Genomic DNA, 23,128 nt, shown 5'->3' with positions numbered 1-23,128 from the left:
GCTAGGCTATCCAAGTGAGTATCTTGGCGTTGAATTAAAATTTCCTTAGCTTGATTGATTAAATCCACAGTAATAGGGATATTGGGGTCTTCTGCTAAATATTCCGTTACCTGACGAGCTAAAGCATTAACCAACCAAGGTTGTCCATGAGTTAAGTAATAAGCGTGATTAATGGCTTCTGGGGTAAATATTTGTCCTGTGGCTGTGGTATGTTGTTGATAAAGATTACTCACATCTTCTAGAGAGAAATTACCCAGGGTTAAAGATTCCACCTTGATATTAAAGGGACTAGAAGTATTTAACCTATCACTACCCCCAGAAGCTACCTTATAATCCCTTACATCCCGCATACCGATTAGGGCGACACTTTGGGGGAAACCTTGGGGACGACGGGGAAACCCATCCCGCAGCTGACGTAGGACATTGATTAAAGTTTGATTTTGCAGTGAGTCAATTTCATCAATAAATACCACCAAGGGACGGGGAGACCCTTGCGCCCAGGATTTGAGGAAAGAACCAATGCGTTGAGGGGGATTATCCACCGTCAACAACGGAGGGTGTAGTTCTGGGGGTAGCCAAAAGTCAATAGCATCTCGCCAAGCAGCCAAAATCGCCTGCTCTGCTACTTCTGGCTGGTCGGGAAAAGCCGAACCCACTTCTGCGGATATCATCACAGCAGTATACTCACCACTAGCGGTGAGTTCCTGTGCTAAAGTGAGCATGGCTGTAGTTTTTCCAGTTTGTCTAGGGGCATGGATGACAAAATAATTTTCCTGGTCTATGAGTCGCTTTAACTGAGGTAAGCGCTCTCTAGTGGGTAGCATATAATGAATGTTGGCTTTACAGGGTCCTGCTGTATTAAACCATTTAGTCATTGTTTTGTTTAATAGGGAATAAGTCAATTGTAGTGCCAGCATCCTGCTTGCTACTCCTGATGAATAATCTAACCCCGAATCACAGTACCAGGACATGATATCAGGTGTTTAAGGAATGCTATATTGGATTTAGGGGCAACAACAGCTTAGTTACACTTCCATCACAACTACCTATAACTGCTGCTACTAGATAAGGAACTGGCTTTTTTGTTGAGTCTGACTACGGAACCAGTTGCATTGGTGTGATACACTAGGGATTGGTTAGCCTGAGAGACAGTTATCCGCCATCCAGGGACTAGGGCTTGGGTGCATAATTCGTCGGGAGTAGCTAAATTCAAGCAGCCATCATTCCAAGTCTGTGGTTCGGCTTGAGTAAGTTTTATCTGCAAGATTGGTGTTTGTAGGTGTTGGGATGCGGCTTGTAAAACTGCATTTTTGACTGATTTTGGTAGCTTTGGGTTTGGGTTGTCTGTGGGTGTGTTGATGGCGGCTAAACGTACTGAACGCCCATCACTGTTGGTGTGATATATCCATTTTTCCTGGTTATGATTAACTACAACTCGCCAACCGGGAACTAAAGCTTGAGTACAAAGTTCATTAGGTTGAGATAGTTCTAAACAACTATCACGCCAAATTTTTGGCTGATAATCTATAATTTGGATTTTTCTATAAATTCCCTCTTTTTTGGCCACATCTCGGCGTATTGCTTGTTGTATGGAAGTTGGTAACAGAGTTGGCTGATTTTTTGTTAATATCAAGTATGGGGAATCAGCCCAGGCATTTTTAAAGCTTGTCATCCCCCCTATGATAGATAAAATACTGGTCAGGAGCAAGATTGTGATTATTTTACGGTGATAGGTAAGACTATACTTTTTTAGGTAATTTAGCATGACTAAATACTGATATTTGTTCTTATGGTTATGGACTTGGGGTTATGGTTATTTGTTCCATGATGATGATGGCTGGTGTTGAAAAAGTTGTCTAAAATCTCATATCTAAAGTTGATTAACCTCCAATTCCTAGTCTTATTGCTACACCGGGAGTTAAAGGTAATAAAGTAGTAATCATTAAAAAGAGTGCTAATAAACCTAAAGCTGCTCTGGCATCATCTGGTTCGCTGATTTCATTTAAACTAGGGCGTTCTAAATTTCTTTGTAGGAAGAGGATTACTACAGCCCAATAAATTCCTATGGGACTGGTTAAGGAAATCAGCAGTAGGAAAATTAAGGTGGCTGTGGTGGCGCGTGCTGCGGTTTTGCGTCCATAAATTGCTTGTACAATCCGACCTCCATCTAGTTGTCCTGCGGGCATTAAATTTAAGGCGTTAATGACTAAACCCAACCAGCCAATTACTACTAGGGGATGAATGCTGACTGTGGGTGATTGTAGGGCTGAACCGAGGACAACTCGTGCTAGGCTGCCTACTAAAATGGAACTTTGGAAGAATTGGTTAGGTAGTTGAAATAAACTATCAGGACGGGAGAGCAGTAAACCGAGGATTAACGTTAATAAGGAAAGAATTCCGCCTGCTGCTGGTCCTGCTAAGGCAATATCAAATAATACTTTACGATTGGGTAACAAAGACTGAAAGCGTGTAATTGTACCAAAGGAGGCTATTTGTACTGATGGTAAGAGGAAGGGCCAGCTAAGGCGGATATGGTGACGACGGGCTAATAACCAATGACCGATTTCATGAGTTGCTAATATTGCCAATATTCCGGTGGCTATGGGTAAGGTTTCTAGATATCGTTGTGGGGTGGTAAATAAGTCAAAATTGAATAGTAATCCGGCGGTTTCTAAGGTTGTGGCTATTGTTGCTATTAATAAAATGACTGCTAATGTTTTTTGCTGTAATGACATGGGAGGTGGGTCATTACGACTGGGTAGGATAATTACTACGGGTTTACCTTCAGTACCATCTACTAAAAATAGTCGGTATTGGTGGGCTAATTTGGCTTGCAAACTGGCTGTTAGCCGTTGGTGAACGTCTTGGGGTTCTCCGCGCAAATTACCTTTAAAAATGGCTCCTTCTTGATAGGAAATAGTTTCTGTAGCAAAAAAGGTATCAATACCGAAAATGCTTTTAATGGCGTTTAAGTCGTCTTCGGGAATTGCTAAGGGTGCTGTGTTTAGTTGTTCAATTACTGGTTGTGGGGTATGGTTGGGGTCTGGTGAAGATTTAGCCGCTAGTCTTTCTGTTGCTTTTTGTTTAATAATTTCATTTTGTCCGGCGGCGCGTAACTGTCTACCTAAAAATACGTAGAGTGCGGCGGAGGTGATGACTAAAATCAATATACCAAGTATGTTGATGTAAATCCCTGCGGCAAATAAACTAAGGAAGAGTAGCCAGGGGGTGATTAATACTACTGACTGCAACCAGGCTAAGATTCCTAGTTTGCCAAAAGGTCTGGCTCGATAAAAGCCCCAACCTAAAATACCGAAAGCAATTAATAAGATTATCCCAATAATGGGAATTTCTGACAAGGTAAACATTTACAAGATCAACTTTAGGTGAAAAAAATAAGGCCTAGGCCTGAAGGGGTCAGGTGTTATGTATATATTATAGGTAAATAGGTAAAATGGTGAAAGCCTTAGCAAATAGAGAGTTTAATACAGAGTTTTACATTTGACTATGAAATGTTACTGTTAGGGGAAGGGGCGGGGGTGATTAGTTGATGTTGGGATTAAGCAAAGCGACGAAATCAAATAGATCATGGGCTATTTGCAGTTTAGAGCTAAGGGGAATTTCTACTTGATTTCCTTGTTTGTCTAGGAATACTGCTTGATTGTTGTCGCTACCAAACCCACTATCAGGCTGATCAATAGGATTAGCTACAATGATGTCTAGGTTTTTATTTTGCAATTTTACTATGGCTGGGGTGACAATATCCCCGGTTTGGGCGGCAAACCCAATTAAGGTTTGATGGGGTTGTTTGAGTTGTCCTAGTTGAGCAATAATATCTGGTACTGGTTCTAAGGGTAAGGCGCTGGGTAGCGATCGCTTGGGTAATTTGTCTTTACTATAATGGGTGGGCTTGACATCTGCTACGGCTGCGGACATGATAATTAGGTCGGCTATGGGGAAATGTGACTGGAGGACTGTTTGCATTTCTTGGGCGGTGATTACTTGTATGGCTTGGATTCCTAATGGTACATCCCAGTGGGCGGGGCTATGTACTAGGGTGACTTCTGCTCCTCGATGGAGTGCTGCTTGTGCTAAGGCGAGTCCCATTTTTCCTGTGGCTGGATTACCAATAAACCGCACTGGATCTAAATGTTCTCTGGTTCCTCCTGCGCTAATTAATACACGCTTTCCTGTTAGGTCTCGTTGATGACCAATATGCAGTAGTGATTGAATATAAGTAAAAATCTCCGGGGGTTCTGCCATTCTACCGGATCCATGGCGATCGCAAGCTAATAATCCGGTACTTGTACTCATACCGTGATATCTGTCATCTGTTAATAGTAGTTGCCAGTTGCGTTGTACTGCTGATTGTTCCCACATATCGGTGTTCATGGCTGGGGCTAACAGCACGGGACAAGTGGAGGCTAATACAGTGTTGGTTAATAGGTTATCTGCTATACCATGAGCTAGTTTGGCTAAGGTATTGGCTGTCAAGGGTGCAATTACTAATAAATCGGCCCATTCTCCGAGTTCAATATGTAAGGGGCGTGGGCGAGTTGATAGCCAAAAATCATCATCTGTGTAGGCGCAATGACGGGAAAGGGTGGCTAAGGTTAAGGGTGTAATAAATTTTTGTGCTGCTTGGGTGAGAATAACTTTCACTTCTACGCCTGTTTTAAACAGCTTTGAAACTAATTCACAAACTTTGTAAGCAGCGATACCGCCACCTACACCGATAATAACTTTTTTTTTCATATTGCGGATTTGGGGGGGGAGATGGGGGATGGTGGAAAAAATAAGAGAAGTTAAGGAATGATATTCCTTAACTCCTGATTTTATAATTGTTAAGCTTCGTCGTAGGCTTCTAAATCTAAAAGATAGATGTAGGGTTCTACTAGTTCAGGACGTTGAAAGGCGATCGCTCGTAAGAGATGCCAATCATTTAGACCCTCAAAAGCATTACTATAGTTATCGACTTCCAGACGATTAGCCAACTGTTCTACTTCTGCTGTGGTCATAGCAGAAATGTTTTTGTGAGAAATGCTTAAGGTTTGCATAATCTTTACCCCTCCCTGATGCGGAATTTTCACCCGGCATGATATGAGTTGCGCTCAACGCTACCACCTTTATAATCTTACTCAATAAAGAGGACTTACTTCCGTAACGATTGCATTTTTTCTAGCATAATTTCTCAAAAATTTGTGACTGGAACTAAACTATAAGATTGCTAACAAAATCCCGTAGTACATTTAACATTTCCGGGCGAATTTCATGACCTGTATCAAATTCACGGTATTCTACAGCAACACCTAGAGATGCCATAGCTTCTCTTGCTTTCAAAGCTGCTGCTAAGGGCACAACTTCATCATATCTGCCGTGCATAATTAACATGGGGGGAAAATCTTTTTTAGTAGTTGTGACTACATCCGGGTGTAAATATCCACTCATGACTACTAATCCGGCTAAGGGCAATTTCAGCCCTACATCTAGGGTCATAGCCGCGCCCTGAGAAAATCCACTTAAAATGGTGCGTGATAATGGCACACCAGTAGTAGTTGGCAAGGACAGCAACCAATCCATGAGTAATTGCTTACTTTCCATGACTCCTTCATACATATTATCTATTCTCAGGTCGTACCATGCTCTACCTGTAACGGAATGGGGAAAGGGGAAAGGAGCATTAGGAAATAAAAACTGGTAGTTGGGTAAGTTAAAAAAGGGTGATAAAGAAGCAGCATCTTCAGCGTTGGCTCCCCAACCATGTAAGCAGACTATTAAACCTGCGGGGGGTTGAGAGTTAGCAGGGGGAACAGAGATAAATTGTAAGGAGGGGTCTGGGTTGGACATATTTGGCGATGATTTTATCCTCAAATCATTTTCCGTATTATATACTGTAAAATCAAAAAAACAGCTGATAAGTTTATGGAAAAGTTCTGGCTGATTTAGCTAAAGTTGGTACTCTTATTGGTCTACTATTGGTTGAAATTATCTACAAATTGCTGCTATTGCTTGGGCGAATAATTTAGTTTTAGTAAGTGATAATGTGAGGGAGTTTAGCAGAATTAATGGGTTAGAGTTTGAATGTTGGGATGTTAGTTAAATGGGTAAGTATCAGGTATGGTCTACTAATGGGTTAGATGGGTGATTATTACATGGATGATCAGGGCTGAAGCTCTGTTCGCTTTCACCTGCTTAAGAGCTTTAATGCGTGCTTGGATATAAGCTTGTATCTAGGCTAATAACAGCTTAATAACAGCAAAAATCAGGTGATGAAAACAGTTGAAAATTTTTCTTGCTTATTTGTGCCACTTAATGATAATAATTAGTAATTGTCAAAACTATCGCTAAAGATTCCTGTTAAACAAAAATGAACGCTGTTAAATTCAAGACTGTTCCATTGGTGAAAGCTTCAGCGGCGGCTTTAGCTTTCCTCCTCAGTTCCGGTATCGGTTTGAGTGTTAATGCACAAACAAAAACTATAACTATCTATTCGGGTAGAGGGGAAAAACTGATCTCTCCACTGCTGGAACAGGCGGAAAAGGACCTGGGTATGGACATCCAAGTACGTTATGGTGATACTGCTGAATTAGCTATTGCTCTGGTGGAGGAGGGGAAAAATAGCCGGGCTGATTTGTTTTTTGCTCAGGATGCTGGGGCTTTAGGCTTGCTAGAAAGACGAAACCTGACTTTACCTATATCATCTAATTTGCTTAATCAGGTTGATGCTCGTTTTCGCTCTCCTAAAGGTCAATGGCTGGGTATTTCTGGACGCGCTCGCGTACTTAACTACAATACGAATTTGGTTAAAAAGAATCAATTGCCTAATTCGGTTTGGGATTTAGTAAAACCCCAATGGCGTGGTAAGATAGGCTGGGCACCAACTAACGGCTCATTTCAGTCATTTGTCACTGCTATGCGGGTGCTGGAGGGGGAACCCAGAACTCTGGAATGGCTCAAGGCGATGAAAAGGAATGGAGTGAAAGATTTTCGCAATAATACAGCAATAGTGGAAGCTCTGGGACGGGGAGAAGTTCAGATAGGTTTGGTAAATCACTATTATTTAGCGCGGTTCAAAAAAGATAATCCTAAGTTTCCTGTGGCTCCGCACTACACTAATAAAGAAGCAGCATCAATGTTTAACATTGCTGGTGTGGCGATTATGAACTCTACTAAGCAAAAGCCGGAAGTGGAAAAGTTTATTGGCTATCTACTCAGACCGAATTCACAAGCCTATTTTACTAAGGAAACTAATGAGTATCCTGTAGTTCCAGGAATACCGGGACCTGTGAATCAAGTTCCTATTAAGCAAATTAAAACACCTAACATTAATCTGACTAATTTGAATGATTTGCCAGGAACGTTAGAATTGCTGCAAGATGCGGGAGTGTTGTAAAAGTTGAAATCATCGGTTCGCCCTCCATTATTGATTATTTTGGCGGCAGTGGTAGTAGCAGTGGCTATTGCTCTGCCCCTAGTTTACTTGGTAGTTCGCGCGTTGGGCATTGGTGGAAATGAGTTCTGGGCGTTGGTTTCTCGTCCTCGGAATATCGCTGTTTTTGTGAATACGGCGGTTATGGCGGCGACGGTAACTTTATTTTCTACTGTGATTGCTGTACCTTTGGCTTTTTTAACTGTGCGGACGGATTTACCCGGACGTGGCTTTTGGTTGGTGGTAACAACGTTACCTCTGGCGGTTCCTAGTTATGTGGGTAGTTTTGCTTTGATTGCTACTTTTGCGCCAAGGGGTAGTTTTTTACAGTTATTGTTACAACCTTTGGGGGTGGAGGAATTACCTGATATTTATGGCTTTCCGGGTACGGTTTTGGCTGTGACTTTGTTTACTTATCCTTATTTACTCTTAAGTGTACGGTCTGCTTTGCAAGGTATAGATCCTGATTTAGAGGAGGCTGGACGCAGTTTGGGTTATAGCGGTCAGGAAACTTTTTTTAAGGTGGTTTTACCGCAGATGAAACCATCTATGATTGCTGGTGGGTTGTTAGTGGCTTTGTACTCGTTGCGGGACTTTGGTACGCCATCACTGATGCGGTTTGATGTGTTCACACGGGTAATTTTTATGCAGTACAAGGCTAGCTTTAACCGGAATTCGGCGGCGGTATTATCTTTAATGTTGGTGACGCTGGTACTGTTAATATTATGGCTGGAGTATCGCGTGCGATCGCGTGGGGCTTATTACACTCGTGGTTCTGCTTCTTTGCGTCCTCTGAAGGTTATTAAACTGAGAATGTGGAAATGGCCTGCTGTGGGCTTTTGCTTACTAGTGGGGTCGTGCGGAGTGTTTCTACCCATAGGTGTGGCTTTGTTTTGGTTAATGCGGGGACTGAATAGTGGTTATAGTTTTCCGAATCTATTACCCAATATTCTCAATTCGGTGACTTCCGCTGGACTAGCGGCTTTGTGTGCTACTATTTTTGCTTTGCCTGTGGCTATTTTATCAGTGAGATTTCCTACGAAAATCACTGCTATAATTGAGCGCTGTTCTTACCTAGGTTTTGGTTTACCGGGAATTGTTGTGGCTTTGTCGTTGGTTTTTTTTGGTGCTAACTATTTACCGTTTATGTATCAAACATTGCCAATGCTTATATTTGCTTATTTGGTTTTATTTCTGCCCCAATCGGTGGGAGGAATACGCACGAGTTTATTACAAGTAAATCCCCATTTAGAGGAGTCAGCACGGAGCCTTGGTAGAACGTCTTGGCAAACTTTGATGGAAATCAGTCTTCCTTTGGTGAGACCGGGACTGTTAAGCGGTGCGGTATTAGTTTTTTTGACGGCGATTAAGGAATTACCAGCCACTATGTTACTAGCACCTATAGGGTATAACACGTTGGCTACTCAAATTTGGCAAGCTACGGAAAATGTGGATTTTGCGGATGCGGCGGCTTCTTCTCTGACTATGCTTGTGGTTTCTATGGGTTCAACGTTGTTGATTCTCTCTCAAGAAAATCTGACAAAACAGAAAGTTAAATAATCATTTTGTTACTTATGCAGCCAGCAATTCTCGAATTACACTATGTGACTAAGCAATTTTCTCAAAATATAGCACCGGCGGTTAATAATGTTTCTTTGAGTTTGCCACAAGGGGACATATTAGGATTGCTGGGTCCTTCTGGTTGCGGTAAAACTACTTTGTTGCGAATGATTGCTGGTTTTGAAAAGGTGCAATCAGGAAAAATTGAAATTAATGGTCAGATGGTTTGCGATGGTTCTTTATATGTTCCTGCGGAACAACGTGATATTGGTATTGTGTTTCAGGACTATGCTTTGTTTCCTCATTTAAATGTGGCTGCAAATGTGGCTTTTGGTTTAAGACAGTTGACTAAGGAGGAAGCACGCAAACGGATCGGGGAGGTTATTGAGTTGGTTAATCTCCAAGGACTGGAGAAACGTTACCCTTATGAACTGTCTGGAGGACAACAGCAAAGGGTGGCTTTAGCGCGGGCTTTAGCACCGCAACCCCAATTGATGCTGTTGGATGAACCTCTGAGTAATTTAGATATTCAAGTCCGGTTGCGGTTGCGGGAAGAAATACGCAATATACTCAAGTCCGCGGGTACTTCAGCTATTTTTGTGACTCATGACCAGGAGGAAGCACTAGCTATTTCTGATTTAGTGGCTGTTATGAAGCAGGGACGTTTGGAACAAATAGGTACGCCAGAGGAAATTTACACACATCCAAAATCTAGATTTGTGGCGGAATTTGTCACCCAGGCTAATTTTCTCCCGGCGCGTCGTCAGGGTGATATCTGGGAAACGGAGGTAGGTAGTTTTGAGTTATCGGTTAATCATAATAATGATACTGGGGAAATTATGATCCGTCAAGAGGGGTTAATTTTACAAGCAGTTCAGGAATCTCCGGTATTTATCCACAGTCGCAGATTTTTAGGACGGGAGTATCTTTATTGTTTAAAAACTCCGTCTGGGCGAGAAATTCACGCCCGGACAATGGCAGATAGTCCATTACCTATAGGTGCAAGGGTGCAAGTATCTGTTTCTAGAGATACTGTTAAAATATTTACTCATTAGGTTACCTGGGCTGGGGGGGAGACGATGGCGATCGCTTGTAATACAAGAAGCCGGGGAATAAATTCCCCGTCTCAAAGCTGAAGTCGGTTAAAACCGACTGGTTCATGGTTTGGATGTGTGGGGAGGGGGTTTTATGGTTTGGGTTTTAGCTTGACTGACTTTTGCTTTGGCTTGGGTAATTTGTTGTCGGACAAGCAGGTTGAGTGGAAATTCTTGGCGGGGGCGATCGCTTGGCAATAATATCAATTGTGTGAGCCAGGGAACGTCTCTACTACATTGGTTTTGGCCGGGGGGGATGTTGGTTGAGTGGAAATTGGATGAATATTGAGGAATCTTTGCTTGTGCTTTTATGCAATTCTAGAATAATTAGCATTTTTAGCAAAGGATTTGAGTATGAACATAACTCAGGGGGGACAAGCCAACAAATCTGGTAAGATTTTAGAAACAACTGTAGAAGGTACTTTGGCAGGACACGGTTATAAAAATTTGGGGGATAAAATCAAAAAGAAACAACGTTTAGAATCTCTTTTAGCCTGTACTGACTGTTCAAAAAGATATGCAACACAGGTTCACATAGGCAAGGGAATTTATAGTACAGATATATTTGTAGATTTCTATATTATTGGTTCTGTTACACATCCTCTCGGTTTAATTATTGAATGTAAATGGCAAAGTGGTAGTGGTTCTGTTGATGAAAAACTTCCTTATTTAAACGCCAATATTGAAAATTGTTATCCTGCACCAACTATTGTTTTAATAGATGGTGGAGGTATGAAAGAAGGAGCAGTTAATTGGTTAAAAACACAAGTTGATCATAATCATAATTTGTTGGGAGTTTTTGAGTTAACTTCTTTTATTAACTGGGCTAAGAAGAATCTTTAATAATTTTTTCATGATAAGTATAAGAAGTCACTAAAATCTTACTAAGATTATCCCGCTTATTGGCATTATAATTAATGGATTTGGCAGCGGAAATTGCATGAATTAGGTTTTGGCTGGGGGGGGATGTTGGTTGAGTGGAAATTTAAGGTTTGGACAAGCAGGATGTTTGTGTTAGGTGTGGGGGTTTTGATTGGGTGGGGATGTTGGTTGAGTGGAAATTTATATGGTAGGATTATAGGACTTACGCATTGACAAAAAACATGATCTATGCTCTCTAGATCATGCGATTGCCAACGGCACTGGCGAAGCCAATCGCCTGTAATACAAGAAGCCGGGGAATAAATTCCCCGTCTCAAAGCTGAAGTCGGTTAAAACCGACTCTTGCGGAATGGGCCAGCGCCTGTAATACAAGCATCCTGCTTGTCACCTCACTGATTGAGGCGGGTGCTACTGATACTACATTACAACCCGATGCAATAACCGAGAATCAAAGTCCCCCTAGATTAATGCACTATTTTGTTATTCTGTCAATGCGTAACTCTTATTATCAATGATTTTTGTGCTTTATTCACACCTTCAGGAAAGTTACTTTACATAGGTGACAGGGGTGATAAAAATAGTAATATAGAGGAAAAAAGTTGTTGACAAATTATTGAAAATACATCGAAATCAAGAACTTCTGAGTGTTTATCCCACGCTTGATTTCTGCGCTAACTAGATTTTGAACACTTTAGTACTCCGGAAAATTTTATGTCTGCAACTGCAATGGGTGGACAACAGTTACATGAATATCACGCCATAGCAGCACAAGAAGCTGCTCAAGCCTTTAATTGTAACCCAGAAACTGGCTTAACATTAGGAGAAGTAAACAAGCGACAGGAAAAATTTGGCAAGAATGAACTCAAGGGTAAACCTGGAAAACCTGCTTGGTTGAGGTTTTTATTACAATTCAATCAAGCTTTACTCTATATTTTACTGGTTGCTGGGTTAATAAAGGCTCTATTGAGTCAGTGGACAAACGCCGGGGTAATTTGGGGTGTAACGGTGATTAATGCTATTATAGGCTTTGTGCAGGAATCAAAAGCTGAAGGCGCGATTGCTGCTTTAGCCGAAGCTGTCACCACAGAGGCTACAGTCATTCGTGACGGGCAAAAATCCCGCATTCCTTCCCAAGAATTAGTTCCGGGGGATATTGTGCTGCTGACTTCTGGTGACAAGGTTCCGGCTGATTTGCGGTTATTCAATTCCCGCAATTTGCAGGTAGATGAATCAGCTTTGACTGGTGAATCTGTACCAGTAGAAAAATATACTACAACTCTCAGTTCAGATACTCCCTTAGCAGAACGGGTGAACATGGCTTATGCAGGGAGTTTTGTCACCTTTGGACAAGGAAGCGGGGTTGTAGTATCTACAGCCAATGCTACAGAAATGGGGCGGATATCCCAATCTCTAGAACGGCAAACAAATCTGAGTACACCCCTAACTCGCAAGTTTGATAAATTTAGTCACCAACTGCTTTACATTATTCTGGGACTAGCGGCCATGACCTTTGCCTTGGGTTTGGGTCAAGGACAGAATTGGACGGCAATGTTTGAAGCGGCTGTAGCTTTGGCGGTGAGTGCGATTCCCGAAGGATTGCCGGCCGTGGTGACGGTCACAATGGCTATCGGGGTGGATCGGATGGCACGACGACACGCCATTATTCGCAAATTACCAGCTGTGGAAACTTTAGGTGGTGCAACGGTAATTTGTTCTGATAAAACTGGCACTCTGACAGAAAATCAAATGACTGTCCAGGGAATTTTTGCTGGGGGACAAAATTTTTCTGTGAGTGGTACAGGTTATAATCCAGATGGGGAGATTCTATTTAACCAGGAATCTGTGGATTTAGCATCAGACAATTTCCCCACTCTCAAAGCTTGTTTAATGGCTGGGTTACTTTGTACCGATTCTTATTTAGAACAAAGGAATGGTAATTGGATTGTCGTGGGTGATCCGACTGAAGGGGCTTTAATTACAGTTGCCAATAAAGCTGGTTGGAATCAGTCGGAAATGGCGAAGTTAATTCCCAGAATCGATGGTATTCCGTTTGAATCTCAGTTTCAGTATATGGCGACGCTACACGATAGCCATGAGTCACTAGAACAAACTGGTAATGGTGGGAAAATTATTTATGTGAAGGGTTCTGTAGAGTCAATTTTGAGCCGTTGTCAACAAATGCTCAATGCTAATGCTGAACCAGAACCAATTAACCGGGAATTAATCGAACAAGAAGTAGAAGCCTTGGCTACTCAGGGAATGCGAGTGTTGGCTTTTGCGAAGAAAGTTGTGCCAGATAATCAAAATTCGGTAGATCATGAAGATATAGCTACTGGCTTGATTTTCTTAGGTTTACAGGGAATGATTGACCCACCACGTCCAGAGGTCATCGCTGCGGTACGTGCCTGTAAAACTGCGGGTATTCAAGTTAAGATGATTACAGGTGATCATGTTACCACAGCTAAGGCGATCGCCCAAAGAATTGGCTTAGAAAAAGATGGTAAAGTCCGCGCCTTTGAGGGTAAGCAACTGAGCGAAATGGATGATAACGAACTCACCCTAGCCGCAGAACATGGTGTAGTATTTGCTAGAGTTGCTCCAGATCAAAAATTCCGGTTAGTGGAATCATTGCAGTCTCAAGGCGAAATTGTTGCTATGACGGGAGATGGTGTGAATGATGCGCCGGCACTCAAACAAGCTGATATTGGCATAGCAATGGGTGGCGCAGGTACAGATGTGGCTAGAGAAGCCTCTGATATGTTGCTCACTGATGATAATTTTGCCTCCATTGAAGCTGCAGTAGAGGAAGGGCGCACAGTTTATCAGAACTTACGCAAAGCGATCGCCTTTATCTTACCTGTGAACGGTGGCGAATCGATGACAATTCTGATTAGTGCCTTACTAGCCAGAGATTTGCCTATTCTATCACTGCAAGTCCTGTGGTTAAACATGGTGAACTCAGTCACCATGACCGTACCCTTAGCTTTTGAACCAAAATCAGACCGAGTAATGAAACGCAAACCCCGCAACCCACGGGAGCCATTACTTTCTGGTACGCTATTTCAGCGTATAGCCGCAGTTTCCATATTTAACTGGATTCTGATTTTTGGGATGTTTGAATGGGTGCGTCAAGATACAGGTAATATTGACTTAGCGCGAACAATGGCAATTCAAGCTTTAGTCGCTGGGCGAGTTGTTTATTTATTGAGCATCAGCCAGTTAGCAAATGTGGTATTTAGGAAACTCAGAGGTCAAGCTGCTAGAATTAATGATGGTAAGGCGATGGCTTTGGGTCTACTCTGCACGGTCTTCCTGCAAATCATCTTTAGTCAATGGGGTGTGATGAATACTTTATTTAGAACTGCTCCCTTGAATTTACAACAATGGCTGATTTGTCTGCTTCTGGCTTTACCAATGATTCCTTTGGCTTTGTTTGTTAGTCGCATTGACCCTGCGGAGTAATTCGTAATTCCTGTCCCCACTGGGTGGGGATGTTGGTTGAGTGGAAATTTAAGGGTCGGACAAGCAGGATGTTTGTGTTAGGTGTGGGGGTTTTTATTGGGGGGGGGATGTTGGTTGAGTGGAAATTCATATGGTAGGATTACTATATCTGATTTGATGACTGTTGGTCTTCACTGGCTGGGGACTTTAGTTGAATGGAAACTGAGAAATTTAAACAGCCTTACTTAAACTTGATTGAAAGGGAACTACAATTACCTGAAAAAGAGAATAGCCAACATTTAGTCATTGATTTATTTAGTGGTTGCGGTGGACTGGCTCTTGGCTTTGAAGCCATAGGTTTTCAAACTATCGGTTACGAAATTTTAGCAGATGCCTGTGCGACTTATCAGCATAATCTGGGCAGTCAATGTTATCAGGTGAATTTAACACCGTTATCTAATTTAGTTGGAGGAGCGACAGTTATAATCGGTGGTCCACCCTGTCAACCTTTTAGCGTAAGTGGGAATCAACTAGGCTTACAAGATAGTCGTGACGGTTTTCCTACTTTTATTGCAGCTGTTGAACGTTATCATCCTCAATTAGCTTTGTTTGAAAATGTCCGGGGAATGTTATTTCGTAATGAAAGATATTTTCAAGAAATTGTTTTAGCTTTACAAAATATTGGTTATATTGTTGAGTGGGAAATTTTAAATGCTGCTCACTATGGTGTACCTCAAAAACGAGAACGGTTATTTTGTGTTGCACATCAAGGTGGTTGGCATTGGCCTGAAAAAACACACTTTTACTCACCTTATACTGCTGGTGAGGCATTGGATAAATTAGCCTATTTAGCGTTACCAAATTTTAAATTTCTTACTCCTAGCATGGATGAATATATTAAAAAATATGAGATAGCTTCTAAATGTATCAATCCGAGAGATATTAATTTAAATACTCCCTCTAGAACAGTAACTTGTAGAAATTTATCTGGTGCCACTGGTGATATGTTAAGAATACGTTTACCAGATGGAAGAAGGAGGAGGCTAACAGTTCGTGAAGGTGCGCGTCTGCAAAGTTTTCCTGACTGGTTTCAATTTCAAGGTTCTGAAAATAGTCAGTTTAATCAAATTGGTAATGCTGTACCTCCTTTATTAGCAAAAGCTTTAGCCAATTCTGTTAAAACCTATTTGCAAACCAATCATAAGATTTCATGTCAAACAATTTATCAACCAACTCAATATACACAGTTATCTCTCGAACTAAAAACAGATGTGGGAGAAACTCTAGCTAGATATAACCACAAGTTAACTAAACGAAGAGTGCCAAAGAATGCCGGATAATGCCAACGCTCCTGATTATATCCTAGTATTGGAAAAAATAGAACAAGCAAAAGCTGTTCTCAAGGACATAGGTTTACCCGCAGCGCAACAAAATGAGCGTTCTGCACTAACTTTGCTAGCTTTACTTTACTTAAAAGTCAATATACCTTGGAGTCTCGCCACAAATCCTCTACTAGGTATTACTCCAATCATGGAATTTATAGCTAATTACTATAATAAAACTTATGCACCTAATAGCCGTGAAACAATTCGTCGTCAAACAATTCACCAATTTCTAGAAGCTGGTTTTGTTATCAGTAATCCGGATCAACCTTCAAGACCGACAAACAGCCCAAAAACAGTCTATCAAATTGAGTCGAGCGCATTAAAATTATTTCGTAAATATCAAACTAATTACTGGAGTCAAAACCTGATAACTTATCTGACAACAGTAGAAACACTCAAGAGTCGGTACGCTCAAGAACGTTATATGCAAAGAATTCCTGTTATAGTGACTCCTGGACAAACTATTTCTTTGTCACCAGGAGGACAAAACATCCTCATCGAAAAAATTATCAATGATTTTTGTGCTTTATTCACACCTTCAGGAAAGTTACTTTACATAGGTGACACGGGTGATAAATGGGGGTATTTTGATAGCCAATCTTTGGAATCTTTGGGTGTTACAATTGAAACACATGGGAAGATGCCTGACGTTGTGGTTCATTTTGTTGAAAAGAATTGGCTGGTAGTGATTGAAGCAACAACTAGTCATGGTCCGATAAATCCTAAACGCCGCAATGAACTTGAAACCATATTTGCAAATTCTACAGCAGGGCTTGTATTGGTCACGGCGTTTGAGCGTCGCAGTGATATGGCAAGATATATTAACGAAATTGCTTGGGAGACGGAAGTTTGGGTAGCAGAAGCACCAACTCACATAATTCACTTCAATGGTCAACGATTTCTTGGTCCTTATTAATGGGAAACTTTAAGAACCCATAGGACAACGCTGTTTTTTAGGACGGGAGTATCTTTATTGTTTAAAAACTCCGTCTGGGCGAGAAATTCACGCCCGGACAATGGCAGATAGTCCATTACCTAACTACATTGGTTTTGATTGGGTGGGGATGTTGGTTGAGTGGAAATTCTTGGCGGGGGCGATCGCTTGTAATACAAGAAGCCAGGGAATAAATTCCCTGTCTGATAGCTGAAGTCGGTTAAAACCGACTGGTTCATGGTTTGGATGTGTGGGGAGGGGGTTTTATGGTTTGGGTTTTAGCTTGACTGACTTTTGCTTTGGTTTGGGTAATTTGTTGTCGGACAAGCAGGATGTTTGTGTTAGGTGTGGGGGTTTTGATTGGGTGGGGGTTTCAAGGGAAAATGGCTATATCTAAATTATTGACATTTGTTTAGTATTATTTTTGGTAATTATGATTTTTTGTATAAAAAATCATTAGATAAATTTTTTTTTCACTCTCTAGATATAACTAAGGATTAGGGAAGGGAGTGATATTGTTTTAAACAGCATTCTGTGAATATTTTGCGATCGCGAGTCAAATGAGTTCGCTTAATTTTTGATTGCTGGTGAATTGCGTTTGTTTTTTCTAACTTGATGAAGATGAAAAACAAGTTACTGTTTTTAGGATTATTTTTGTTAATTGTGGTACTTTCTTTGACTTCAGTCAAGGCTCAATCTACGGGGAGTTATGTTTTACTGAATCCTAGAAGCCAACCACAATTTGTTAATTCTTTACCTTCGCCTAGGAAGATAGAGGCTAGCAATGGGGGAATTTTTACTTTAGAAATGAAACAAAGCCGGCAATGGTTGGGATTATATGGGGGTGCTGGTAAGGATGGTGAATATGGTACTAGTGATGATGAGCGTTTGAATACAAATATTTGGGGATATGGTGTGGCGGGTGAGAAGGTTAGTTATCCGGGTCCTACGTTTGTGGCGCAGGAATCTGTACCAATTGAGGTTGAGTGGCAAAATAAACTACCGAGAGAACATTTACTACCAATAGATTTAGAAAAGTTACATAGTCAACCTTTGAGGGAAGCTCTGGAGGAAAAATTAATTCCGGCAGTAGTACATTTACACGGTGGTCATACTGAATCAGCTAGCGACGGTTTACCGGAGGCTTGGTACACACAAAATTATGAAAAAACTGGTCTAGATTGGGTAAAAAAAATCAATACATATGAGAATAGCCAAGAGGCGGGGACTCTTTGGTATCATGACCATACTAACATGATTACCAGTTTAAATGTTTATACGGGTCTAACGGGATTTTATTTACTGCGGGATAATAACGAAAATAGTCTGATTAAGAATAATATTTTACCGAGTGGTGATTATGAAAAAGAATTGGTGATTCAAGACAAAAGCTTTACTGTGGAGGGTGAGTTGTTTTATCCGGAGGAAAAAAATACTACACCTCCTGGAATGCCGAATCGCACGGGAGCATATGGAGATTTTATTTTAGTAAATGGGATGGCATGGCCTAAGCTGGAGGTGGAACCGAGAAAATACCGCTTGCGGTTACTCAACGGGTCAGACTCACGTTTTTACAAGCTGGGATTTTACGATTCTCAGAAAAAGATTTATCTGATTGGTAGTGATCAAGGGTTTGTGGAAAACCCTATTGCGTTAGATAATTTAACTCTTTCGCCGAGTGAAAGGGCTGATATTATTGTTGATTTTACTAAGGATGCTGGAAAGGAGTTGATTTTAAGAAACTACGGACCGGGAGCAGATCCTGATACTACTGGTCAAATCATTAAATTCACGGTCAATCAACCTATGGCTAATGTTCCGATCGCCACGGTTGATACAGATGAAAGCGATGGCTTAAGCACTAGGTTAAGACTGGATAACATTACACCTCTCACGCCCAGCGTACCTGATCGACAAGTAGTTTTATTTCAACTGAGAGAATCTGACAATGATGATCTTTTTTTGCTGGGTACGTTAAAGGATGGTTCTTTTAAACATAGTCAACCCATAACGGAAATAACACCAATCAACGGAACGGAAGTCTGGGAAATTTACAATACAACTCAATATACACACACTGTCCACATCCATTTGATCGGTTTTCAAGTTGTGAATCGGCAAAAGTTCCGTGGTAATGTGGTGTCAGAAACCGAGCCAAAAAAGGGTGAGGTGAAGCAATTTTTGCGTAATGTCAATTTTCAGGGAAATCCCCAGGAGCCGGAAATTTACGAGGGGGGCAAAAAAGACTCTATAATTGTGTACCCTAATCAAGTTGTGCGGGTGATTGCTAAGTATGACCGCCCTGGAAAATATGTCTGGCACTGTCATCTTTTAATCCATGAAGATTATGATATGATGCGTCCTATGGAAGTTGTGGAATAATTTGAGATTTTTTCTTGGTTGAAATATCTGGGACTGGCTCGGCTCTGAGAGGTAGATATGGTAAGGTAGCGAATTGTTTGTGAAAGAAAATTATTCTGCCAAGTTGGGTAATTTTCCCTAAAATCTATCAAGTGAGAGCGCGAGGCCAGAACGTTGGACGACAATTATCAAATTTATTTAAACCGGGTAGCAAGAATGACTTTACCGGAGGCTTACAGGTCCCAAATACAGCATATTCAGGAATCTGGTAAGTTTCGTTTGGATTCTGGAGTTAGACAAGCATCATTTTTTCCTGGGTATTCCCTCATTACCCCACCTGGGGAGGAGGATGCTAAAAATTCTAGTTTCTATGGACAATTACAATCTTACCAAGAGGAGCTTTTACGGTTACCTGTCAGTGGTGATTTGATTGTGGCTGTACCGCCTATGAGTTTTCATGTTACCTTTGCTGACCTGATTTGGGACAGTGCTTATGTTGATGCGTGTGAAAAAAACCCGGATTTTGAGGAACAGTTACGTTGGTGTTGTGAGGAAATATTTAAGCAATATCAAGAATCTATGACTAGGGTAAGTCAAGCTATTCAATGGCAAATGCTAGGATTGATAGTTATGCCTAGGGCTTTGGGTGTTGCTTTAGTTCCTCGGGATGAAAGCTGCTATGAGCAGATTATCCAATTTCGCCGCACTATTTACCAAAATCCTAGGTTGATGGCTTTGGGTATTGAACAGCACTATCATTTTACCGCCCATGTGACTTTGGCTTATTTTGGGGAGGTTTCGCCGGATTTAGACCGGGTGGAATTAGGGGTTATGCTTTCTGAGCTAAACCAAAAATGGTTGGTGAATTGTGGACAGTTTTCTATGCACCGTGTGGAACTACGAAAATTTGATGATATGACTCGGTATTATCGTCAAGCAGATTGGCCTAGTTTAGATTTTTAGGAGATAAATAGAGGCTAAATGGAGGCTGGAGGAGTGGGGAAGGGTTTTCCCCACTTTTATTGTCAGTTTTTTTAGGGGTAAGTTTAAGGCTTTGACTGAATGGATAAAACTTAATATTTGCTTGTAAACGAGTCCTGAAGGGTGTTTGAGCTAGGGAATTGATTAATTTCAGGATATAAGCTTGGCACAAATAGTCAAAGTGTGAGAATATAAAGAAAATATTAAGAAATTAAGAGTCATGTTAACTGCTCAGACGATGCAACGAATTTGGGCTACAGTGGAGTCTACTCAGGTTTGTACTTTGCTCCAAGTTGATGATGCGGCTTTGGTGCAACTGCTCTTGCAAAAGCTTAAATCTCAAGAGATGCTTGATACTTACACAGATAATAGTTTGAATAGTTACATTAAATCTAAACTGCCGTTGATTCGTGATACGGCGGAGGGGAGGCTATGCTTTGAGGAGGGGGGTCATTAGGGCAATTAACCTAATGATTGGTTTATGTAATCCTGTGTATTATCTTTTATTGGTTCAAAGTTTCGGTATTACTAAGTTATGAATCAGTGGCTAGGAATTGCCCTAGTAGCTTATTTAATGGGAGCAGTAATTGAAGGGGTGGCTACAGCTAGTCAGCTGTTTGGTTTAGCGTCAGAGTTAAGTAAGGAATCTCATACTTTACCTAGTTCTAAGTGGCAAGTTTTTATAACTATTGGGTCAGTGAGTATCTGTGCGGCTTTGTGCTGGCCTTGCAGATTACTCCACCGTTCTATTAAGGGATGGATTTCATTGAGAAATTTATAGAGTATGGCCGATTTAGGTCGGTGATTATGTGAACATAAATTCATACTTCCACTATCAAAATTGGTAACTGAAATTTCTTTGGGGATCTGATGACGGTCAGGGGTTATACTTTGAGTTAGCATCGTTATCAACTGTGGGTATTTCTTGTTTAGGGGATACCTCAAAGGGGAGAAAATATAATGGAAGTTGAAAATAAGCAAGATAATAAGTTGGATAGGGAACTAAGCCAAGAAGGGGCTGACCTGCAAGTTCAGAAGGAGGAGGGAAAACTAGCTGTTGCTGGGGTTCGTCCTATAGGGGTTAGTGATCTGCAAATTGCTGGAACTGTGAGCATTTCTGGGATACGTCCTATTGGTATCAGCACTTTAGCGGTGGCTGATACGGTTAGTATTATGGGAAATCGTCCTATCGGGGCTCATACATTTAAGATTGTGGATACCATTAATTTATCTGGGATACGCCCGATTGGTTCAAGTCAATTGGCAATTTCTGATAATTATACTTCTTTTGGTAATCGTCCTACGGCATCAAACATTATTGATGATTCTGAGGTTTTGATGGGTTTTCTAGATTAGTGGTCACGTTAATTTACATATAGGTAATTTCAGCTACCCGATTGTTATTTAAAATCGGGTTTTTTCTGTTTAGGGGAGCTAGGGAATAAATTCCCTGTCTGATGGCTTAAGTCGGTTAACACCGACTGGTAACACAAGCATCTTGCTTGTTTCATTTGTTGTGGGATGGGTTGGCGATCGGTGGGGGGGGAGCCTGGGAATCTGGTAACACAAGCATCCTGCTTGTTTGATTTATTATTGACCAATAGAAACTGTATTTTTCATAATATATTTTGTGATTTTTTGCTAATGTCATATTAGTCCGTTTTAACGGACTTCAGCTTTGAGACGGGGAATTTATTCCCCGGTTGCCCCGGCTGGATTCCCCGACTACATGAATAATTAATGATTTCATTTATTATTGACCAATAGATTTGTATTTTTCATAATATATTTTGTGATTTTTTGCTAATGTCATATTAGTCCGTTTTAACGGACTTGAGCTTTGAGACGGGGAATTTATTCCCCGGTTGGATTCCCCCGCTGGATTCCCGGTATTGGGACAAGCAGGATGCTTGTGTTACAGGGACTGTCTGAGTAGCACCGGCTTCTAGCCGGTATTGGGACAAGCAGGATGCTTGTATTACTGGGACTGATTAAATAATTCTCCCTGCTTGGGTTGGGTTTGGGGTTGGGGTTGGGTGTCTGGGGATAAATGGGAAATTTCTCCCCAGGCTATGATTAGGCTGTTGTAAGCGATCGCTTCTTTTGACCAGCCTTTTTTGTCGCAAATGTCATATAATCTATAGGCTAGGTCTTTGGCTATAGTTTTGTTACTGCCTAGTTTGGATAGTATTGTGGCGGTGGCTATTTCTCCTTTTTTATCTAAACTATGGATGAGATGTTGGGTCATTTCCCAGTGAGAGGTGCGGGTGTCTGTGGATGGGTCCCATTGGTCGGGTAGTTCTGTACGTTTGAGTAGTCGGACTTTACCGCTTTTGCTGGCTAGTATACCTCCTTGGACTAGTCCCTCTACGCTGTTGTTTCTGGCTTTGGAAAGGGTTTCTGCTTCTCCATAGGGGGCTTCGTTAAATTGATGTTGTTGAAACCAGGTCAAGGCCCACCGAGTATCTGAGTCAAATTCTCCCTCTTGTTCGGCAAAGTATTCATCTAGTGTTTGGTTAATAATTTCTAGGGCGTTGCGTACTGTCATAACCGAACCGTCGGCATCTAGGATTTTAACATAACGGGAGAATACAGCCATGCCTGGACCGATACTGGCTTGGGCTAAGTCCACTGGGGCGATGTTACCTTGTTGCAGGTTTTTGAGGGCTTGGGGTAGTTCTCGTTTGAGTTGGGTAAAAAATTGTCGCCGAGTGGTGAAGCTGGCTGTTTCTGGACGGGGACGACACACCATGACAATGGATGAAGATAGGGCGTTAGAGCCAATACCACGAGTCCTGTTACTTAATTCTGTGCGCATTGGCCATGTACCTACAATGGTTAAACCTGCGGTGATTAGTCCTTCTAGCATGGTTTCCCAGCCGGTGGAGGCGGTAACTGTGGGGGAGTCTGTGTTTTTGGTTTCTGTTTCTGTTTGTTTAAAGGCGTAATAAATGGTGATGGGGTATTCTGGGTTGGCTATTTCTTTCATTCTGGTAAATACTTCACTTAGTCCATGTTCAAAGAATTCTTTGGCTTTTTGTTTGTCTCCATCAAATCTATA

The 23,128-nt window shown here is 41.4% G+C and carries 20 protein-coding genes and 1 pseudogene; 13 read left to right on the top strand and 8 right to left on the bottom strand.

Features of this window, described 5'->3' with window-relative positions:
- The 6 genes from NWP17_RS14730 to NWP17_RS14705 form a co-directional block, all read right to left on the bottom strand.
- On the bottom strand, positions 1-875 hold an 875-nt coding region (locus tag NWP17_RS14730), incomplete at its 3' end, for an ATP-binding protein (protein WP_280655642.1).
- Between the two features lie 167 nt (positions 876-1,042).
- Positions 1,043-1,672, bottom strand: coding sequence for a hypothetical protein (locus tag NWP17_RS14725; protein ID WP_280655641.1), 630 nt, complete (start codon positions 1,670-1,672; stop codon positions 1,043-1,045).
- Positions 1,673-1,880: 208 nt separating this feature from the next.
- Positions 1,881-3,368 (bottom strand): site-2 protease family protein, encoded by a 1,488-nt coding sequence (locus tag NWP17_RS14720; protein WP_280655640.1) that lies wholly within the window; start codon positions 3,366-3,368, stop codon positions 1,881-1,883.
- A gap of 175 nt (positions 3,369-3,543) precedes the next feature.
- The gene (gene coaBC, locus NWP17_RS14715; protein WP_280655639.1) at positions 3,544-4,755 is read right to left on the bottom strand and encodes a bifunctional phosphopantothenoylcysteine decarboxylase/phosphopantothenate--cysteine ligase CoaBC; all 1,212 of its coding nucleotides are present in this window, start codon (positions 4,753-4,755) and stop codon (positions 3,544-3,546) included.
- A gap of 89 nt (positions 4,756-4,844) precedes the next feature.
- Complete coding sequence (isiD, locus tag NWP17_RS14710; RefSeq protein ID WP_280655638.1) at positions 4,845-5,057, bottom strand: protein IsiD; 213 nt, start codon at positions 5,055-5,057, stop codon at positions 4,845-4,847.
- A gap of 154 nt (positions 5,058-5,211) precedes the next feature.
- Entirely contained in the window at positions 5,212-5,847 is a 636-nt protein-coding gene (locus NWP17_RS14705) for an alpha/beta hydrolase (protein ID WP_280655637.1), read from the bottom strand.
- A gap of 520 nt (positions 5,848-6,367) precedes the next feature.
- Here NWP17_RS14705 and NWP17_RS14700 point away from each other — a divergent pair.
- Genes NWP17_RS14700 through NWP17_RS14690 form a run of 3 tightly spaced genes read left to right on the top strand, consistent with a single transcriptional unit; the run spans position 6,368 to position 10,044 of the window.
- On the top strand, positions 6,368-7,393 hold the full coding sequence (locus tag NWP17_RS14700; RefSeq protein ID WP_280655636.1) for an iron ABC transporter substrate-binding protein: 1,026 nt from the start codon (positions 6,368-6,370) through the stop codon (positions 7,391-7,393).
- A 3-nt stretch (positions 7,394-7,396) separates the two neighbouring features.
- Complete coding sequence (locus NWP17_RS14695; RefSeq protein WP_280655635.1) at positions 7,397-8,989, top strand: ABC transporter permease; 1,593 nt, start codon at positions 7,397-7,399, stop codon at positions 8,987-8,989.
- 14 nt (positions 8,990-9,003) lie between these two features.
- Positions 9,004-10,044 carry an ABC transporter ATP-binding protein gene (locus NWP17_RS14690; protein ID WP_342394015.1) on the top strand — a complete coding sequence of 347 codons (1,041 nt, stop codon included), beginning with the start codon at positions 9,004-9,006 and terminating at the stop codon, positions 10,042-10,044.
- Positions 10,045-10,146: 102 nt separating this feature from the next.
- Here the strand turns inward: NWP17_RS14690 and NWP17_RS14685 are convergent, their stop codons facing one another.
- Positions 10,147-10,290, bottom strand: a complete 144-nt coding sequence (locus NWP17_RS14685) for a hypothetical protein (protein ID WP_280655633.1) — start codon at positions 10,288-10,290, stop codon at positions 10,147-10,149.
- A gap of 147 nt (positions 10,291-10,437) precedes the next feature.
- Here NWP17_RS14685 and NWP17_RS14680 point away from each other — a divergent pair, with 147 nt between their 5' ends.
- The 10 genes from NWP17_RS14680 (at position 10,438) to NWP17_RS14635 (ending at position 21,423) form a co-directional block, all read left to right on the top strand.
- The gene (locus tag NWP17_RS14680) at positions 10,438-10,926 is read left to right on the top strand and encodes a PD-(D/E)XK nuclease superfamily protein (protein WP_280655632.1); all 489 of its coding nucleotides are present in this window, start codon (positions 10,438-10,440) and stop codon (positions 10,924-10,926) included.
- A 750-nt stretch (positions 10,927-11,676) separates the two neighbouring features.
- A complete protein-coding gene (locus tag NWP17_RS14675; protein ID WP_280655631.1) occupies positions 11,677-14,427 on the top strand; it encodes a cation-transporting P-type ATPase in 2,751 nt (916 codons plus the stop codon).
- 194 nt (positions 14,428-14,621) lie between these two features.
- Positions 14,622-15,746, top strand: a complete 1,125-nt coding sequence (locus tag NWP17_RS14670; protein ID WP_280655630.1) for a DNA cytosine methyltransferase — start codon at positions 14,622-14,624, stop codon at positions 15,744-15,746.
- Complete coding sequence (locus NWP17_RS14665) at positions 15,736-16,707, top strand: BsuBI/PstI family type II restriction endonuclease (RefSeq protein ID WP_280655629.1); 972 nt, start codon at positions 15,736-15,738, stop codon at positions 16,705-16,707. The genes NWP17_RS14670 and NWP17_RS14665 overlap by 11 nt, the downstream gene beginning before the upstream one ends.
- A gap of 100 nt (positions 16,708-16,807) precedes the next feature.
- The gene (locus tag NWP17_RS14660) at positions 16,808-16,939 is read left to right on the top strand and encodes a hypothetical protein (RefSeq protein ID WP_280655628.1); all 132 of its coding nucleotides are present in this window, start codon (positions 16,808-16,810) and stop codon (positions 16,937-16,939) included.
- A gap of 407 nt (positions 16,940-17,346) precedes the next feature.
- A complete protein-coding gene (locus NWP17_RS14655) occupies positions 17,347-19,107 on the top strand; it encodes a multicopper oxidase family protein (RefSeq protein ID WP_280655627.1) in 1,761 nt (586 codons plus the stop codon).
- 153 nt (positions 19,108-19,260) lie between these two features.
- Positions 19,261-20,049 carry a DUF1868 domain-containing protein gene (locus tag NWP17_RS14650; RefSeq protein WP_280655626.1) on the top strand — a complete coding sequence of 263 codons (789 nt, stop codon included), beginning with the start codon at positions 19,261-19,263 and terminating at the stop codon, positions 20,047-20,049.
- A gap of 238 nt (positions 20,050-20,287) precedes the next feature.
- Complete coding sequence (locus NWP17_RS14645; protein ID WP_280655625.1) at positions 20,288-20,524, top strand: hypothetical protein; 237 nt, start codon at positions 20,288-20,290, stop codon at positions 20,522-20,524.
- A gap of 78 nt (positions 20,525-20,602) precedes the next feature.
- Positions 20,603-20,848: a hypothetical protein gene (locus tag NWP17_RS14640; protein ID WP_280655624.1), complete on the top strand. Its 246-nt coding sequence runs from the start codon at positions 20,603-20,605 to the stop codon at positions 20,846-20,848.
- Positions 20,849-21,027: 179 nt separating this feature from the next.
- Positions 21,028-21,423, top strand: a complete 396-nt coding sequence (locus NWP17_RS14635; protein ID WP_280655623.1) for a PDZ domain-containing protein — start codon at positions 21,028-21,030, stop codon at positions 21,421-21,423.
- Between the two features lie 622 nt (positions 21,424-22,045).
- On the opposite strand, the pseudogene NWP17_RS14630 reads toward NWP17_RS14635, so the two are convergent.
- Positions 22,046-23,128 (bottom strand): annotated as a pseudogene (locus tag NWP17_RS14630) (DUF1156 domain-containing protein); the annotation flags it as partial.

Origin of the sequence: Chrysosporum bergii ANA360D (genome assembly GCF_029891735.1) — a bacterium.
GTDB classification, from domain to species: Bacteria; Cyanobacteriota; Cyanobacteriia; order Cyanobacteriales; family Nostocaceae; genus Umezakia; species Umezakia bergii.
Note: the sequence above shows the minus strand (reverse complement) of the source record. Positions and strands in the feature narration are given on the sequence as shown.

Excerpts from the sequence above, each read along its gene's own strand:
- isiD (WP_280655638.1), bottom strand. The coding sequence starts at position 5,057 with ATGCAAACCTTAAGCATTTCTCACAAAAACATTTCTGCTATGACCACA.
- NWP17_RS14640 (WP_280655624.1), top strand. The coding sequence starts at position 20,603 with ATGAATCAGTGGCTAGGAATTGCCCTAGTAGCTTATTTAATGGGAGCA.
- NWP17_RS14705 (WP_280655637.1), bottom strand. The coding sequence starts at position 5,847 with ATGTCCAACCCAGACCCCTCCTTACAATTTATCTCTGTTCCCCCTGCT.
- NWP17_RS14660 (WP_280655628.1), top strand. The coding sequence starts at position 16,808 with ATGGCAGATAGTCCATTACCTAACTACATTGGTTTTGATTGGGTGGGG.
- NWP17_RS14665 (WP_280655629.1), top strand. The coding sequence starts at position 15,736 with ATGCCGGATAATGCCAACGCTCCTGATTATATCCTAGTATTGGAAAAA.
- NWP17_RS14645 (WP_280655625.1), top strand. The coding sequence starts at position 20,288 with ATGTTAACTGCTCAGACGATGCAACGAATTTGGGCTACAGTGGAGTCT.
- NWP17_RS14700 (WP_280655636.1), top strand. The coding sequence starts at position 6,368 with ATGAACGCTGTTAAATTCAAGACTGTTCCATTGGTGAAAGCTTCAGCG.
- NWP17_RS14720 (WP_280655640.1), bottom strand. The coding sequence starts at position 3,368 with ATGTTTACCTTGTCAGAAATTCCCATTATTGGGATAATCTTATTAATT.
- NWP17_RS14655 (WP_280655627.1), top strand. The coding sequence starts at position 17,347 with ATGAAAAACAAGTTACTGTTTTTAGGATTATTTTTGTTAATTGTGGTA.
- NWP17_RS14675 (WP_280655631.1), top strand. The coding sequence starts at position 11,677 with ATGTCTGCAACTGCAATGGGTGGACAACAGTTACATGAATATCACGCC.
- NWP17_RS14670 (WP_280655630.1), top strand. The coding sequence starts at position 14,622 with ATGGAAACTGAGAAATTTAAACAGCCTTACTTAAACTTGATTGAAAGG.
- NWP17_RS14725 (WP_280655641.1), bottom strand. The coding sequence starts at position 1,672 with ATGACAAGCTTTAAAAATGCCTGGGCTGATTCCCCATACTTGATATTA.
- NWP17_RS14690 (WP_342394015.1), top strand. The coding sequence starts at position 9,004 with ATGCAGCCAGCAATTCTCGAATTACACTATGTGACTAAGCAATTTTCT.
- NWP17_RS14635 (WP_280655623.1), top strand. The coding sequence starts at position 21,028 with ATGGAAGTTGAAAATAAGCAAGATAATAAGTTGGATAGGGAACTAAGC.
- coaBC (WP_280655639.1), bottom strand. The coding sequence starts at position 4,755 with ATGAAAAAAAAAGTTATTATCGGTGTAGGTGGCGGTATCGCTGCTTAC.
- NWP17_RS14680 (WP_280655632.1), top strand. The coding sequence starts at position 10,438 with ATGAACATAACTCAGGGGGGACAAGCCAACAAATCTGGTAAGATTTTA.